The sequence below is a fragment of the Rathayibacter sp. AY1B6 genome (genome assembly GCF_002932755.1).
In the GTDB taxonomy this organism is placed as follows: domain Bacteria; phylum Actinomycetota; class Actinomycetes; order Actinomycetales; family Microbacteriaceae; genus Rathayibacter.
Genome location: NZ_PSWL01000002.1, coordinates 118,338 through 134,037 on the forward strand (window position 1 = coordinate 118,338; position 15,700 = coordinate 134,037).

The following is a 15,700-nucleotide window of genomic DNA, read 5'->3' on the forward strand; positions in this document are numbered from 1 at the left end:
ACGGATCACACCACCAGACGAGGCTGACTGCGGACTGTGTCGGACAGGCGCAGCAGCACCGCCACGATCATCCAGTTCGCCACGAGGGAGGAGCCGCCGGCGGCGAGGAACGGCGTGGTCAGGCCGGTCAGCGGGATGACGCGGGTGACGCCTCCGATGACGATGAAGCACTGCAGGGCGATCACGAACGAGAGGCCGACTCCCAGGAGGCGCCCGAAGTCGTCCTGCCCGGCGAAGCCGATGCGGAACCCGCGCGAGACCAGCAGGAGGTAGAGGCCGAAGATCGCGAACAGCCCGGCGAGACCCAGCTCCTCGCCGAGGCTGGCGATGATGTAGTCGGACTGCGGGACCGGCGTGAGGTCCGGCATCCCCTGGCCGAGGCCCGTGCCGAGGAGCCCGCCGTGCGCGAGGCCGAAGAGGCCCTGCACGAGCTGGTAGCTGCCGCCCGGATCCGCCCCGTAGCGCTCGGCGCTGAAGGGCTCGAGCCAGTTCGCGAAGCGGTTGCCGACGTAGTCGAGCGTCTGGCTCGCCAGGAGCGCGCCGCCGAGGAACAGGCCGACGCCGATGAGGACCCAGCTGGTGCGGCCGGTCGCGACGTAGAGCATGACCAGGAACAGGCCGAAGTAGAGCAGCGCCGTCCCGAGGTCGCGCTGGAAGACGATGACGCCCATCGTGACGGCCCAGACCACCAGGATCGGGCCGAGGTCGCGCAGGCGCGGGAAGCGCATCCCGAGGACGGTGCGGCCCACCATCGAGAGGGAGTCGCGGTTGCGCACGAGGTAGCCGGCGAAGAAGACCGCGAGGGCGATCTTGGCGATCTCTCCGGGCTGGAAGCTCGCCACGTCGCCGATCCCGATCCAGACGCGCGCACCGCTGACCTCGCGGCCGATGAAGGGCAGGAGCGGCAGCAGGAGCAGCACGATCGCCGCGAACCCGGCGACGTAGGTGTAGCGGAACAGCACGCGGTGGTTGCGGATGACCAGCAGCACCACGATCGCCGCCACGACGGCCAGGGCGCTCCAGAAGATCTGCCGCACCGCCACCGACTCCCAGCCGGTCGCGCCGTCGGCGATGTCGATCCGGTAGATCTCGGCGACGCCCAGGCCGTTCAGCACGGTGGCGATCGGGAGGAGGAAGGGGTCGGCGGCCGGAGCCGCGAACCGCAGCACGACGTGCACGGCGAGCACGAGCGCCGAGAGGCCGGCGCCCAGCGAGACCAGCGTGGTGTCGATCGAGCCGAGGGCGCCGAGCTGCACGAGCACGATCGCGCCGGCGTCGATCAGGCAGGCGCCGATCAGGAGCAGGAGCTCGAGATTGCGCAGCTTCTGGCGGAAGAAGCCCTGCCGCTCGGGGGCGGGGCGGGCGGTGGCCGTGGCGGCGTCCGTCATGGTGCTCCGTTCGCGTCCGTGAGGCGCTCGACGATGTCGACCGCGCCGGCGTAGGAGTCGGCGCTGATCGTCTGCTCCAGCTGCTCCACGTCGTAGGCGCGGAGGGAGTCGAGCGGGATGCCCGTGTCCTCCTTCACCTCCGAGAGCGAGAGCGGGCCGACCGACTGCTGGATGCCCTGATAGATGATCACGGTGTCCCCGTCGGTGCCGACGTAGAAGCGCGACTGCGTCCAGTCGTAGGCGAAGAGGATCCCGAGGAAGCCGATGATGAGCACGAGGGACAGGCCGACGAGCCAGGTGACGCGGCGGCGCAGGTGCCGGCGGCGGTCCTCCTCGATCAGCTCGTCGAGGTAGTCCTCGGACGCGGGCTCGAAGTGGGTGGGGCCCTGCGCGGCGGGAGCGCGGGGGTGCAGGCGGAGGCCGGGGATCCGGACGCGGTTCTGGGAGTCGTCGGTGCTGAAGGGCGTGGGCGCGGCGGCGGATCCGACGACCACCGGCTCCTCCACGGGGGCGAGGATCCGGGCGGTGTCGCCCGCCCCGGGGATGTCGAGGACGACGACGGTGACGTTGTCGGGGGCGCCGTGCGAGAGGCTGTCGCGGATCAGGCGGTCGGCCACCTGCTGCGCGGTCTCGTCGCGGCTGAGCTCCTTGAGGATCTCGTCGTGCGGGACGACGCCGGAGAGGCCGTCGGAGCAGATCAGCCAGCGGTCGTGCGGCTCGGTCTCGAGCGTCAGCGTGTCGATCTCGGGATTGGTGTGCACGTCGCCGAGGACCCGCATCAGGACGGAGCGGCGCGGGTGCGTCATCGCCTCCTCCTCCGTGATGCGGCCGGAGTCGACCAGGCGCTGCACGAAGGTGTGGTCGGTCGTGACCTGCTCGAGCCTGCCGTCGCGGAGGACGTAGATGCGGGAGTCGCCGATGTGCGCGATCGCCACGGACTCGCCGACGCGGGCGATCGCGCTGACGGTGGTGCCCATGCCGGTGAGCTCGGGGTGGTCGACCACGGCGTCGGCCAGCAGGGTGTTGGCCGCGAGCAGGGTGCGCTTGAGCTCGTCCTCGGCCTCGTAGGTGGAGGCGTAGACGCGGTCGGCCTCCGCGATGCGCTTGATCGCGATGGAGGAGGCGACGTCGCCGCCCGCGTGGCCGCCCATGCCGTCGGCGACGACGAAGAGCTGCCGGCCCGCATAGCCGGAGTCCTGGTTGTTGGAGCGGATCCTGCCGACGTGCGAGACGGCGGCGCTCTCGCGCACCGCGCCGTGGCCGGAGCCGCTCTCCGGAGTGGGGGCCACGCGCTACGACCGCCGCAGTTCGAAGGTGGTGGTGCCGACCTTCACGGGCGTGTCCAGCGGCACCTTGGTGGGCGCGCCGACACGGCGGCCGTCGAGGAAGGTGCCGTTGGTGGAGTCGAGGTCCTGGATCATCCACTCGTCGTTCCAGAGGAGCAGGCGCGCGTGGTGGGTCGAGGTGTAGTCGTCGCGGATGACCAGCGTCGACTCGGCGGAGCGGCCGATCGTCAGCGGGTCGCCGGTCAGCTCGAGCTCGGTGCCCCGCTTGGGGCCCGAGGTGATCACGAGGCGCTGCGCCGTGTGGACCGTGGCGGCGCCTCCCTGCTCGGCGCGCTCGGCGGCGGCCTCGCGGCTCCTCCGGGCCGAGGGGGCCGACGGGGAGGCGGGCTGCGCGGGCGCGGGAGCCGGGGCGGCCGCGGCGACCACGGGCTGGGCCGCCGTCACGAACGGGGCCTCGGGCGACGCGGCCTGCGCGCCGGGCGGCAGCTTGCGCACGCGCTGCCCGAACAGGTCGGAGCGCAGCGCGTAGACGATGCCGAACACGAAGAACCACAGCAGCGCGAGGAACGCGATGCGCAGGAGGAAGAGAGTGAGCTCGCTCATAGCCGGTCGTCCCAGAATCCCTCGGAGCCGCGTCCGGCTGCCCTGCCGGACGACGGGCGGTCGGAGCGTGCGGGCGCGGAGCCCTGCACGACGCGGTAGACGATCGAGGTGCGCCCGATCGTGATGGTCTGCTCGGGGGCCAGGGGCGCCTGCGTGACGGGCCGGCCGTCGAGGGTGGAGCCGTTCGTGGACCCGAGGTCGTGCACCTGGGCGCGGGAGCCGTCCCAGAGGATCTCGACGTGCTTGCGGGACGTGCCCGAGTCGTCGACGGTGATGTCGGCGTCGCTGCCGCGGCCGATGACGGTGCGCGCCCTGGTGATCGGGTGGCGTCGGCCGTCGATGTCGAGGACGGGCGTGTAGGCGACGGTGCCCTTCACGCTGCGGGAGTCGACCTCGACCATGCCGTCGCTGAGCGCCGGATCGACGGCGAGCGAGATGTCGATCGGGCCGGGGAAGCGGAACCCCTGCTTGGTGGCGTGCTCGGTGGCGACCGTGGTGAGCTCGTCGATCAGCGTGGCGCCGAGGCGCTGCATCCGGTCGAGGTCGGTCGCGGACATCCGCAGGACGAGGCTGTTGGGGACGAGGATGCGGTCGCGGCTGACCACGGCGGCGCTGGTGTCGAGCTCCCGGCGGAGGGCGGAGGCGAGCTCGACCGGCTGCAGACCCGACTTGAAGGTCCGCGCGAACGCGCCGTTGACGACGCGCTCGAGTCCCTTCTCGAAGTTGTCCAGTATGCCCACAGTCTTCCGATCTTCCGGTTCTTCGCCTTCTCGGCGGTCGCGCACGGATCGAGATGTCTGCGCGCCCGTCGCCGCTTCCTCGTCTTGGTCTGCGCCGCGCACGGCTACGGGCATGTTACTGGGATGGTCTGGATGCGCGATCCTCCGCAGTGGTTTCGCGGCCGGACAGCCGTGTGCGCGCTCTCTCCGCGGCGGCCCGGTGCCCGCTCCCGGGGGAGCGACTGCTCGGGGCGGCGGGTGCCGGTTCGGCTCCGGGGCCGGGGGATGCTACGATTTCTCGTCGGCGCTTCGGTGCCGCTGGTGAGCGCGAGTGGCGGAATAGGCAGACGCGCACGGTTCAGGTCCGTGTGCCCGAAAGGGCGTGGGGGTTCAACTCCCCCCTCGCGCACCAGATGACGAGCCCCCGATCGGATGTCCGGTCGGGGGCTTCGTCGTGTCGGGGGCGAGGCCGACTGCCGTCCGGCCTGCCGGGGTCGGTGCGATGTGCAGGGGATCCGCGCGCGGGAGCGCTCTCCTCCGATCGATCGGGGACGGAAGACGCGGATCTCCTGCAGATCGCACCGGAGCCCGCGGTCAGCGGCGAGTGAGCTCCACGACGGGGATCGTGCGGGTGGTGCGCTTCTCGTAGTCGAGGAAGCCGGCGGAGGCGGTGGTGAAGCGGGCCCAGGCGGCGTCGCGCTCCTCCCCGGTGAGGACGCGGGCCCGGACGTCGACCGTGCCGTCGTCGGGGGTCTCGATCGCCAGGTCCGGGTGGGCGACCAGGTTGTGGAACCAGGCGGGGTGCTTCGGCGCGCCCGCCGCGGACGCGGCGAGCAGCCAGACGTCGTCGGAGGGGTGCAGCGCCATCAGCGGAGTCACGCGCTCCTCCCCGGAGCGGGCGCCGCGGTGGTGCACCAGCACGAGGCTCCTCCCGAAGCCGCCCGTGGTCACGGTCCCGCCGTTCGCGCGGAACTCCTCGATGATCGTGTCGTTCCAGTCGGCCATGCTCGTCCTCCTCGACGCGGTGCCGGCACTCGAGTGCCGGGGTCAGGCGCGGGCGCCCAGGGCGTCCTCGCGGCTGCTGCTCCCACCCGGCGGCTGCGCGCCCCCGGTGACGGCGGCGGGATCCGCCAGCGCCCGCCGCCAGGGTAGCTCCGCGGCGCCGACGAGTTCCAGCCTGGAGCGCAGAGCCGCGCGCTCGATCCGCACGCCGCGCGCGAGGTCGCTCAGGGCGCGGGCGGACACGCGAGCGGCGAGGCGCTCGCGGTCGACGGTGAGCAGCGAGCCGAGGAAGCCGCCGAGCACGACCGCGGTGGGGTTGAAGAGGTTGATGTAGGTGGACAGGCCCTCCGAGAGCAGGTCGACCTGGCGGGCGACCTCGCCCAGGACGGCGGGGTCGCGGGAGGTGCCCAGGGCGATGTCGAGCTCGTCCTGGTCGAGGACGCGGGCGCCGAGGACGTCGAGGAGGGAGCGCATCCGGACCTCGGCCTCGAGGCAGCCGCGCCGGCCGCAGCCGCAGAGGCGGCCGTTCGTGACGACGAGGGTGTGGCCCAGCTCGGCCGCGAACCCCGAGGAGCCCTGGAGCGGGACGCCGCCGATGATGACTCCTCCGCCGATGCCGCCGGCGCCGCCGGTGACGTAGACGACGTCGGCCACGCCGTGCGCGGCTCCGAAGAGGGACTCGCCGATGGCGCCGAGGGTCGCGTCGTTGCCGACGGCGACCGGGAGGTCGAGGGCCCGGCTCAGCTGGGTGGCGAGGTCGACGTCGCGCCAGCCCAGGTGCGGGGCGCGGTGGACGAAGCCGGAGTCGGCCTGGACCAGGCCGGGGACGGCGACGCCCGCGCCGACCAGCGTGCGCAGCGTCTCCCGCTCGGACCGGAAGCCCTCGACGATCCCGGTGACGACGCGGACCACCGTGGCGGGGCTCGCGGGCTTCGGGGTGTCGAAGCGGACGCGGCGCAGCAGCTCGCCGTGCAGGCCGACCAGGCCGACGATGATCGCGTCGGTGTCGAGGTGGACGCCGACGGCGGCGAACCGGTCGCCGGGGACGACGGTGGCGCTGGGGCGGCCGATGCGGCCGTCGGGCGCGGTGGTCTCCTCCGAGACCCAGCCGAGCTCGCTCAGCTCGCCGACGAGGTTCGCGACGGCGGAGCGGTTCAGCCCGGTGAGGCGGCCGAGCTCGGCGCGGCTGGTGGGCCCGGAGCGGTGCACCAGCGTCGCGAGACTCGCCAGGTTCGTGCGGCGCAGCAGCGCGTTGCTGGAGGCTCCGACTGCTCCTGCCATGATCGCGCCTGTCTGTCGCTGGACCCGGACGGGTCTCGGATGCACTCGGGCGCGGCCTCCCGAAGGAAAGCCGCGCCCGAGAACTGTAGAAGAAAGGACCGCGAGCGTCCCCCCGACTTCGCTCAGCGGCCGGAGCCGGCCCGCCCGCCCCTCCGCTCGCTGCCCGGAGCCGCGCGCTGCGCGCCCGCCACCCTGCGAGGTTCCGAACGTCTCGCTGGAGGTTGCGGTCTCGCTAGCGGCCGCCGGCGCGGCGCTTGTTGAAGATGTCGAACGCCACCGCGAGCAGGAGCACGAAGCCCTTGATCGCCATCTGCCAGGCCGCGTCGACCGAGAGGATGGACAGGCCCATGTTGAGCACGCCCATCACGAGTCCGCCGATGACGGCTCCGACGACGGTGCCCACGCCTCCCTGGACGGCGGCGCCGCCGATGAAGACCGCGGCGATCGCGTCCAGCTCGTAGTTCTGTCCGGCCGAGGCGACCGCACCGCCGGCACGGGCGGTGCTGACGATGCCCGCGACTCCGGCCAGTGCGCCCATGTTGACGAAGATGAAGAAGTTGACCCACTTCGTCTTGACGCCGGACATCATCGCGGCGAACAGGTTGCCGCCCATCGCGTAGATGTGGCGGCCGAAGACCGTCCGGCCGAGCACGAAGCTGTAGGCGAGGATCAGCACGGCGAGCACGATCAGGATGATCGGGGTCCCGCTGTAGCCGGCGAGCAGCCAGGCCAGAGCCATGATCGCGATGACGGCGATGGCCGACTTCGCGACCAGCGAGCCGATGGGCTCGCGGGGCAGCTCGAGGCGGCGGAGAGTCGCGCGGCTGCGGAGCTGCTGGGCCACGAGCACGACGCAGACGATCAGGCCGAGGACCAGGGTGAGCGCGTCGCGCCCGGCGATGCCGCCGAGGACGCCCGGCAGCCAGCCGGCGCCGATCGCGGTGAACTCGGTGGGGAGGCCGTTGATCGTTCCGCCGGTGAGGAGGACGAGGGTGAAGCCGCGGAAGATCAGCATGCCCGCGAGGGTCACGATGAACGCCGGTATGCCGACGAAGGCGACCCAGAAGCCCTGCCAGGCTCCGACGGCGGCGCCGGTGACGAGGGCGACGATGACGGCCGCCCACCAGGGCAGGCCCCAGTTGTTCATCGCGATCGCCGAGATGGCGCCGACCATCGCCACGACCGAGCCGACCGAGAGGTCGATGTGGCCGGCGATGATCACCATCACCATGCCGATCGCGAGGATCAGCACGTAGGCGTTCTGCTGGATCAGGTTGTTGACGTTGCCGGGCAGGAGCAGGCGCCCGCCGGTCAGCACCTGGAAGAGCAGGATGATGATGGCCAGCGCGGCGAGGATGCCGTACTGCCGGAGGTTGATGTTCAGCCGGCGCGAGCGCTTGGGCGGGGTGGAGGGCGTGTCGGCGGGTGTCCCTGCCGGAGCTGTGGTGGTCGTGGCGCTCATCGGGCCTGTTCCTTTCCGGCGGTCATGTAGTGCATGAGGTGCTCCTGGGTGGCGTCGGCGCGATCGATCTCGCCCGTGATCCGTCCCTCGGAGATGGTGTAGATGCGGTCGGCGAGGCCGATCAGCTCGGGCAGCTCGGACGAGATGACGACGACCGCCTTGCCCTGGGCCGCGAGCTCGTTGATGATCCCGTAGATCTCGTACTTGGCTCCCACGTCGATGCCGCGGGTGGGCTCGTCGAGGATCAGCACGTCGGGACCGGAGAAGATCCACTTCGAGAGGACGACCTTCTGCTGGTTGCCGCCGGAGAGCTTCCCCGTGACGGCCGAGACGGTCGGCGCCTTGATGTTCATCTTCGAGCGGTACGAGTCGGCGACCTTGTACTCGCGGTGCTTGTCGATCACGCCGAGCCGGGCCAGGCGCGAGAGCGCGGCGGCCGAGACGTTGACGGTGATGTCGCCGATGAGGTTGAGCCCGTAGCGCTTGCGGTCCTCGGTCGCGTAGGCGAGGCCGTTGCGGATCGCCTCGTCGACGGTGCGGGTCTGGATCTCCTCGCCGTCCTTGAAGACACGGCCGGAGATGCCGGTGCCGTAGCTCCTCCCGAAGATGCTCATCGCGAGCTCGGTGCGGCCGGCGCCCATCAGGCCCGCGAAGCCGACGATCTCGCCGGCGCGGACGGTGAAGGAGGCGTCGTCGACGACCACGCGGTCGATGTCGACCGGGTGGTGGACCGTCCAGTTCTCGACGCGCAGCTTCTCCTCGCCGATCTGCGGGTCGCGCGGCGGGAACATGCTGTTGAGGTCGCGGCCGACCATCGCGCGGATGATCCGGCTCTCGGACGCCTCCTCGCCGGCCATCGGGAAGCTCTCGATGGTGCGGCCGTCGCGGATGATCGTGACGGTGTCCGCGATGGCGCGGATCTCCTTCAGCTTGTGGCTGATGATGATGCAGGTGATGCCCTGCTTGCGGAGCTGGTCGATCAGGCCCAGCAGGTGGTCGCTGTCCTCGTCGTTGAGGGCGGCGGTGGGCTCGTCGAGGATGAGGAGCTTCACCTCCTTGGCGAGGGCCTTGGCGATCTCGACGAGCTGCTGCTTGCCGACGCCGAGCTCGAGGATCTTGGTCGCGGGGCTCTCGGCGAGGCCGACGCGGGCGAGCAGCTTCGCCGCCTCCGCGTTGGTCGCGTTCCAGTTGATGACGCCGCGGGTCGACTTCTCGTTGCCGAGGAAGATGTTCTCGGCGATGGAGAGGTAGGGGCTGAGGGCGAGCTCCTGGTGGATGATCACGATGCCGTCGGCCTCGCTGTCGTTGATCGACCGGTACTGCGCCTCCTCGCCCTCGAACTCGATGGTGCCCTCGAAGCTGCCGTACGGGTAGACGCCGGAGAGGACTTTCATCAGGGTCGACTTGCCGGCGCCGTTCTCGCCGCAGATGGCGTGGACCTCGCCGGGCTGGACCGAGAGCGAGACGCCGTCGAGAGCCCGGACGCCGCCGCCGAACTCCTTGACGATGTCGCGCATGATGAGGATGGGACTGGCCAACAGGGCCTCACTTCGTTGGGGGGAGTGGTGTGCGGACGGGGAGGCGGGGGCGGGGAGGACCGCTCCTCCCCGCCCCCGCCCGACGGATCAGAGTCCGACGTCGCCGGCCTTGAGGAAGCCGGAGTCGACGAGGACCGACTGCACGTCGTCCTTCGTGACGACCTGCGGCTCCAGCAGGTAGGACGGGACGACCTTCTCGCCGTTGTCGTAGGTCTCGGTGTCGTTGACCTCGGGCTCCTCGCCCGCGACGATCGACTGCACCATCTGGAAGACGCGGTCGCCGAGGGTGCGGGTGTCCTTCCAGACCGTCATGGACTGCTCGTCGGCGAGGATCGCCTTGACGTTGGCCTTGTCGGCGTCCTGGCCGGTGATGACCGGGTAGTCGGCGCCGGGGGTGTAGCCGGCCGACTTCAGCGAGGCCTCGATGCCGATGGCCAGGCTGTCGTTGGGGGAGAGCACGACGTCGACCTTCTGGCCGCCGGTGTAGAAGGAGGAGAGGCGGTTGTCCATCTCGGACTGCGCCTTGTCGGAGGCCCAGCCCTGGATGCCGATCGAGGCCCAGTCGTCGTCCGAGGCGGGCGACTTGCCCGAGGGGACGGTGAGCTTCCCGCTCTCGATGTAGGGCTGCAGGACGTCCCACGCGCCGGAGAAGAAGAACTTCGCGTTGTTGTCGTCGGGGCTGCCGGCGAAGGGCTCGAGGGTGAAGGGGCCCGCGGCGTTCTTCAGGTCGAGGGTCGACTCGATGTACTGGCCCTGGAGCTGGCCGACCTTGTAGTTGTCGAAGGTCGCGTAGTAGTCGACGTCCGCGGTGCCGTTGATGAGACGGTCGTAGGCGATGACGCTGGCGTTCTGCTTCTTCGCCTCGGCGAGGACGGGCGCGAGCGCCTCGCCGTCGATCGCGGCGATGACCAGGATCTTGGAGCCGCCGGCGATCTGGTTCTGGATCTGCGAGATCTGCTGATCGGTCTTGTTGTCGGCGTACTGGAGGTCGACGGTGCAGTCCTCGCCCTCGAGCTGCTTCTGCAGGCCTTCGCCGTCGTTGATCCAGCGCTCGAGGCTGCGGGTCGGCATCGAGATGCCGACGGAGCAGTCGCCTTCCGCGCCGGCGCCGGCAGCGGCGCCTCCGGAGTTGGCAGGGCTCGCGGAACAGGCCGCGAGGCCGAGGGAGATGATGCCGGCGGCGGCCAGCGTGGTGATGCCGCGGGAGAACTTCATGGAGTGCATTCCTCTCTGAAAGCAGTGTCCGAGGGAGAGGACGGCGCGAGGCGTGCACGTGTGGAGCACGCCGTCGTGTCGTCGCCCAGGAGAGCGGGAGAGCCCCGAGGGGCTTTGTCCACGGAGAGAACATATTCCTTCGATCGGAGGGAGTAAAGCGCGAGTCGCGAATTTGTCCAGGCGATGCCTAAATGTGATCTTCGGTCCGCTGATCCGCGCCGTTGCTGGGGGAGAACGCTCTCAGTGCTGCCGGGCGGGCGTCTCGAGTCGCCTCGACGGCGCGCCGGCAGCCGTCGCGTCAGGGAATCGCGAGGACTCGGGGCGGGGCCGTAGGGGAACCGTGAGGACGGCTCCGAGCGGCTCCCGGGGGGTGTTGCATCACATCCTGTGCCGCTTCCCGGCAGGCGTCCGGTCCCGGGCGTCGTCCGCTCCCCGGATGGAGTCCTCCGTGCTCGACCTCGCCTACCTCCTCGGCGTGCTCGCCCTCTTCTCGCTCATCGCTCTCGCCGCGAAGGGGGTCGAGCGGCTGGGCGGACCGCCCCCCTCGGCGACCCGCGGGACCCGCGAGAAGGAGGCGGGCCGGTGATCGTCTTCGACGCCCTCGCGGCCGTGCTGGCGCTCGCCGCCGTCGTCTACCTCCTCGCGGCCCTGATCCGACCGGAGCGCTTCTGATGGATCCGCTCCTCGCCGTCCTCCAGGTCGCGACCGTCGGCCTGGCCGTCGCCCTCCTCCACCGCCCCCTCGGCGACCACATGTTCCGCGTCTACACCTCCACGCACGACCTCGCGATCGAGCGCGGCGTCTACCGCCTCATCGGCGTCGACTCCGCGGGCGAGCAGAGCTGGCGCGCCTACCTCCGCGCCGTGCTGGCCTTCTCGCTCGTCGGCGTGCTCCTGCTCTACGGGATGCAGCGCCTCCAAGCGGTCCTGCCCGGCTCCCTCGGGCTGCCCGCGGTGCCCGAGGGGCTCGCGTTCAACACCGCCGTCTCGTTCGTCACCAACACCAACTGGCAGTCCTACTCGCCGGAGGCGACCCTCGGCTTCGCGGTGCAGCTCGGCGGCCTCGCCGTGCAGAACTTCGTCTCGGCGGCCGTGGGCCTCGCGGTGGCGGTGGCGCTGATCCGCGGATTCGCGCGCCGCTCCTCGGGCACGCTCGGCAACTTCTGGGTCGACCTCGTGCGCGGCACTCTGCGCCTCCTGCTGCCCCTCGCGGTGGTGGCCGCGGTCGTGATGATCGCGGGCGGCGTGATCCAGAACCTGAACGGCCCGCTGACGGTGACCACGCTCACCGGCGGCGAGCAGAGCATCCCGGGCGGCGCGGTGGCCTCGCAGGAGGCGATCAAGCTGCTCGGCACCAACGGCGGCGGCTACTTCAACGCCAACTCCGCGCACCCGTTCGAGAACCCCTCGGCGTGGGTGTCGCTGCTGCAGATCGTGCTGATCCTCGCGATCCCGTTCTCGCTGCCGCGCACCTTCGGCCGGATGGTCGGCGACGTGCGGCAGGGGCGCGCGATCCTCGCGGCGATGGCGACGATCTTCGTCGTGTCGCTCGCAGCCCTCACCGCACTGGAGGCGGCCGGCGGCGGATCCGCGGCGCAGGCCGCCGGAGCGGCGATGGAGGGAAAGGAGACGCGCTTCGGCATCGCCGGCTCCGCCCTCTACGCGACCGCCTCGACCCTCACCTCGACCGGCGCCGTCAACGCGATGCACGACTCCTTCACCGCGCTCGGCGGCATGCTGCCGATGCTCAACATGATGCTCGGCGAGGTCGCCCCCGGCGGCGTCGGCTCGGGCCTCTACGGGATGCTCGTGCTCGCGGTGCTGGCCGTGTTCGTCGGCGGGCTGCTGGTCGGCCGGACGCCCGAGTACCTGGGCAAGAAGCTCGGCCCGCGCGAGATCAAGCTCGCGAGCCTCTACATCCTCGTGACGCCGACGCTCGTGCTGGCCGGCACGGCCCTGAGCTTCGCGATCCCGGCGGTGCGGGAGGACGTGGAGAGCACGTCGATCCTGAACCCCGGGCTGCACGGGCTCTCGGAGGTGCTCTACGCCTTCACCTCCGCGGCCAACAACAACGGCTCGGCGTTCGCGGGGCTGACGGCGAACACGCCCTGGCTGAACACGGCGCTCGGCGTCGCGATGCTCCTCGGCCGCTTCCTCCCGATCCTGCTGGTGCTCGCCCTGGCCGGCTCGCTCGCGGCGCAGTCGCCGGTGCCCTCCAGCGCCGGCACGCTGCCCACCCACCGGCCGCAGTTCGTCGGCCTCCTCGTGGGCGTCACGGTCGTCGTGACCGCGCTCACCTACTTCCCCGTACTCGCGCTGGGCCCCCTGGCGGAAGGACTGCGACTCCGATGACCACTGCACTGACCGAGGCCCCCGCGGAACCCGCGCGCCCCACCCGCGCCGCCCTCGGGCCGCGCCAGCTCGCCGCCGCGCTCCCCGGAGCGCTGCGCAAGCTCGATCCGCGCCTGATGTGGCGCAGCCCCGTCATGTTCATCGTCGAGGTCGGCGCCGTGCTGACCACGCTGCTGGCGATCGCCGAGCCGTTCCTCGGCGGGCCGGAGGAGTCGGGCGGATCGACGGTGCCCGTCACCTTCACGGCCGGCATCGCGATCTGGCTCTGGCTCACCGTGGTGTTCGCGAACCTCGCGGAGTCGGTGGCCGAGGGCCGCGGCAAGGCGCAGGCCGAGAGCCTGCGCGCCACCCGCACCAGCACTCCGGCCCGGCGCGTGGCCGACTACGACCCGGCGGACCCCTCCGCCCTGTCGGCCCGCCTGGTCGAGGTCTCCTCGGCCGAGCTGCAGCTGGGGGACGTGGTCGTGGCGGAGGCGGGCGACCTCGTGCCCGGCGACGGCGACATCGTCTGGGGCATCGCCTCCATCGACGAGTCGGCGATCACGGGCGAGTCGGCCCCGGTCGTCCGCGAGAGCGGGGGCGACCGCAGCGCGGTGACGGGCGGCACGCGAGTGCTCTCCGACCGGATCGTGGTGCGCATCACCTCCAGGCCGGGCGAGACCTTCGTCGACCGGATGATCGGACTGGTCGAGGGCGCGTCGCGGCAGAAGACGCCGAACGAGATCGCGCTCGACATCCTCCTGGCGAGCCTCTCGATCGTGTTCGTCGTGGTCGTGCTGACCCTGAACCCGATCGCCTCGTTCGCGGGAGCCTCCGTGAGCGTCCCTGTGCTGGTCGCCCTGCTCGTCTGCCTCATCCCGACCACCATCGGCGCCCTCCTCTCGGCCATCGGCATCGCCGGCATGGACCGGCTCGTGCAGCGCAATGTGCTCGCGATGTCCGGCCGGGCCGTGGAGGCGGCGGGCGACGTCACGACGCTCCTGCTCGACAAGACGGGGACGATCACCTACGGCAACCGCCGCGCGGTGGCGTTCCTCCCGCTCGACGGGGTGGCGCAGGCCGCGCTCGTCGACGCGGCCGCCTCCTCCTCGCTCAGCGACCCGACGCCCGAGGGGAAGTCGATCGTCGACCTCGCGGGCGACTCGGGCCGCCCCGCCGTCGAGCCCGCTCAGGCCGCCGTGGTGCCGTTCACCGCGCAGACCCGGATGAGCGGGCTCGACCTCCCCGACGGCTCCTCCATCCGCAAGGGCGCCGGCTCGGCCGTGCGCGCCTGGGTGGAGGAGGAGGGGCCGCTCCCCTCCGCGGTCGCAGCGCGCCTCACGGTGCTCGTCGACGGCGTCTCGGAGAGCGGCGGCACGCCCCTCGTCGTCGCGGTGAAGGACGCCCACGGCGCCCGCCTGCTCGGCGTCGTGCACCTGAAGGACGTGGTGAAGGACGGGCTCGCCGAGCGCTTCTCGGAGCTGCGCGCGATGGGCATCCGCACCGTGATGATCACGGGCGACAACCCGCTGACCGCGAAGGCGATCGCGGCGGAGGCGGGAGTCGACGACTACCTCGCCGAGGCGACCCCCGAGGACAAGCTCGCCCTGATCCGGCGCGAGCAGGAGGGCGGCGCGCTGGTCGCGATGACCGGCGACGGCACCAACGACGCTCCGGCCCTCGCGCAGGCCGACGTGGGCGTGGCGATGAACACCGGCACCTCCGCGGCGAAGGAGGCGGGCAACATGGTCGACCTCGACTCCGACCCCACCAAGCTCATCGACATCGTGCGGATCGGGAAGCAGCTGCTGATCACCCGCGGGGCGCTCACCACGTTCTCGATCGCGAACGACGTGGCGAAGTACTTCGCGATCATCCCGGCGATGTTCGCGGGGGTCTTCCCCGGGCTCGCGGTGCTGAACGTGATGCAGCTGCACTCGCCGGCCTCGGCGATCCTCTCGGCGATCGTGTTCAACGCTCTGGTGATCGTCGTGCTGATCCCGCTCGCGCTGCGGGGAGTGGCATACCGCCCGGTCGCCGCCTCGCGCATCCTCAGCCGCAACCTCCTGGTCTACGGGCTGGGCGGAGTGATCGCTCCGTTCCTCGGGATCAAGCTCGTCGACCTGATCGTCGCCGCGATCCCCGGCTTCTGACCCGCCCGTCCCGACCACCGAAGACAGAGAGAAGAGACCATGTTCCGTCCCTACGGTGTCGCGCTGCGCGCGATGATCGTGCTCACCGTGCTGCTGGGAGCGGCGTACCCGCTCGCGGTGCTCGGGATCGGGCAGCTCGCCCTGCCCGCCCAGGCGAACGGCTCGCTGCTGCGCCAGGACGGCGCGGTGATCGGCTCGTCGCTGATCGGCCAGTCGTTCACCGACGCCGACGGAGCGCCTCTGCCGGAGTGGTTCCAGTCGCGTCCCTCCGCCGCGGGATACGACGCCGCGGCCTCGACCGGCAGCAACCTCGGCCCCGAGAACGCCGACCTGGTCGCGTCCGTCGAGGAGCGCCGGGCCGCGATCGCCGCGTTCGAGGGCGTCGATCCGGCCGCGGTGCCGGCCGACGCGCTGACCGCCTCCGCCTCCGGGCTCGACCCCGCGATCAGCCCCGCCTACGCGCAGCTGCAGGCGCCCCGCGTCGCCGCCGCCCGCGGGCTCGACGTAGGCGCCGTGCGCGCGCTGGTCGACGAGCACACCGCGGGCCGCGAGCTCGGGTACCTCGGCGAGCCGACGGTGGACGTGCTCGAGCTCAACGCCGCTCTCGCGCGGCTGTGACCGCTCCGGTGGCGCCTCCGGCTCGTAGAATCGCGATCGGCTCGTCGGGACCGTCCGATCGAGCGGATCGACGCCGGCCCCGCGAGCCCGGGACGCCCCGGAGCC

The 15,700-nt window shown here is 71.5% G+C and carries 14 protein-coding genes and 1 tRNA gene; 6 read left to right on the plus strand and 9 right to left on the minus strand.

From position 1 onward, the window contains the following. Positions 1 to 5: 5 nt before the first annotated feature. The 4 genes from C5D08_RS01520 to C5D08_RS01535 are packed head-to-tail and all read right to left on the minus strand — an operon-like array spanning position 6 to position 4,017. The gene (locus tag C5D08_RS01520) at positions 6 to 1,388 is read right to left on the minus strand and encodes an FtsW/RodA/SpoVE family cell cycle protein (protein ID WP_104225777.1); all 1,383 of its coding nucleotides are present in this window, start codon (positions 1,386 to 1,388) and stop codon (positions 6 to 8) included. Continuing rightward, entirely contained in the window at positions 1,385 to 2,677 is a 1,293-nt protein-coding gene (locus tag C5D08_RS01525; protein WP_258065230.1) for a Stp1/IreP family PP2C-type Ser/Thr phosphatase, read from the minus strand. The genes C5D08_RS01520 and C5D08_RS01525 overlap by 4 nt, the downstream gene beginning before the upstream one ends. 3 nt (positions 2,678 to 2,680) lie before the next feature. After that, on the minus strand, positions 2,681 to 3,277 hold the full coding sequence (locus C5D08_RS01530) for an FHA domain-containing protein (protein ID WP_104225776.1): 597 nt from the start codon (positions 3,275 to 3,277) through the stop codon (positions 2,681 to 2,683). Continuing rightward, a complete protein-coding gene (locus tag C5D08_RS01535; RefSeq protein WP_104275495.1) occupies positions 3,274 to 4,017 on the minus strand; it encodes a DUF3662 and FHA domain-containing protein in 744 nt (247 codons plus the stop codon). The genes C5D08_RS01530 and C5D08_RS01535 overlap by 4 nt, the downstream gene beginning before the upstream one ends. Positions 4,018 to 4,321: 304 nt before the next feature. On the opposite strand from C5D08_RS01535, the gene C5D08_RS01540 reads away from it, so the two are divergent. After that, positions 4,322 to 4,408, plus strand: a tRNA-Leu gene (locus C5D08_RS01540). 182 nt (positions 4,409 to 4,590) lie between these two features. Here the strand turns inward: C5D08_RS01540 and C5D08_RS01545 are convergent. From C5D08_RS01545 to chvE, 5 genes are all read right to left on the minus strand, one after another. Continuing rightward, entirely contained in the window at positions 4,591 to 5,001 is a 411-nt protein-coding gene (locus tag C5D08_RS01545; protein WP_104275496.1) for a nitroreductase/quinone reductase family protein, read from the minus strand. A 42-nt stretch (positions 5,002 to 5,043) separates the two neighbouring features. Next, positions 5,044 to 6,279 carry an ROK family transcriptional regulator gene (locus C5D08_RS01550; RefSeq protein ID WP_104275497.1) on the minus strand — a complete coding sequence of 412 codons (1,236 nt, stop codon included), beginning with the start codon at positions 6,277 to 6,279 and terminating at the stop codon, positions 5,044 to 5,046. Positions 6,280 to 6,511: 232 nt separating this feature from the next. Next, on the minus strand, positions 6,512 to 7,741 hold the full coding sequence (gene mmsB, locus C5D08_RS01555) for a multiple monosaccharide ABC transporter permease (protein WP_104275498.1): 1,230 nt from the start codon (positions 7,739 to 7,741) through the stop codon (positions 6,512 to 6,514). Beyond that, positions 7,738 to 9,258, minus strand: coding sequence for a multiple monosaccharide ABC transporter ATP-binding protein (gene mmsA, locus C5D08_RS01560; RefSeq protein ID WP_104275499.1), 1,521 nt, complete (start codon positions 9,256 to 9,258; stop codon positions 7,738 to 7,740). The genes mmsB and mmsA overlap by 4 nt, the downstream gene beginning before the upstream one ends. A gap of 108 nt (positions 9,259 to 9,366) precedes the next feature. Next, entirely contained in the window at positions 9,367 to 10,494 is a 1,128-nt protein-coding gene (gene chvE / locus C5D08_RS01565) for a multiple monosaccharide ABC transporter substrate-binding protein (protein ID WP_374953963.1), read from the minus strand. A gap of 436 nt (positions 10,495 to 10,930) precedes the next feature. Here chvE and C5D08_RS16840 point away from each other — a divergent pair, with 436 nt between their 5' ends. From C5D08_RS16840 to kdpC, 5 genes are read left to right on the plus strand one after another with little or no spacing between them, the layout of a single operon-like run. Then, complete coding sequence (locus C5D08_RS16840) at positions 10,931 to 11,080, plus strand: hypothetical protein (RefSeq protein WP_167299012.1); 150 nt, start codon at positions 10,931 to 10,933, stop codon at positions 11,078 to 11,080. Further along, complete coding sequence (kdpF, locus tag C5D08_RS01570) at positions 11,077 to 11,166, plus strand: K(+)-transporting ATPase subunit F (protein ID WP_104275501.1); 90 nt, start codon at positions 11,077 to 11,079, stop codon at positions 11,164 to 11,166. Before C5D08_RS16840 ends, kdpF begins: the two co-directional genes overlap by 4 nt. Next, positions 11,166 to 12,845 carry a potassium-transporting ATPase subunit KdpA gene (kdpA, locus tag C5D08_RS01575; protein ID WP_104275502.1) on the plus strand — a complete coding sequence of 560 codons (1,680 nt, stop codon included), beginning with the start codon at positions 11,166 to 11,168 and terminating at the stop codon, positions 12,843 to 12,845. Before kdpF ends, kdpA begins: the two co-directional genes overlap by 1 nt. Continuing rightward, positions 12,842 to 14,977, plus strand: a complete 2,136-nt coding sequence (kdpB, locus tag C5D08_RS01580) for a potassium-transporting ATPase subunit KdpB (RefSeq protein ID WP_104275503.1) — start codon at positions 12,842 to 12,844, stop codon at positions 14,975 to 14,977. Before kdpA ends, kdpB begins: the two co-directional genes overlap by 4 nt. A 39-nt stretch (positions 14,978 to 15,016) precedes the next feature. Next, entirely contained in the window at positions 15,017 to 15,595 is a 579-nt protein-coding gene (kdpC, locus tag C5D08_RS01585) for a K(+)-transporting ATPase subunit C (RefSeq protein ID WP_104275504.1), read from the plus strand. The last annotated feature ends 105 nt before the right edge of the window (positions 15,596 to 15,700 follow it).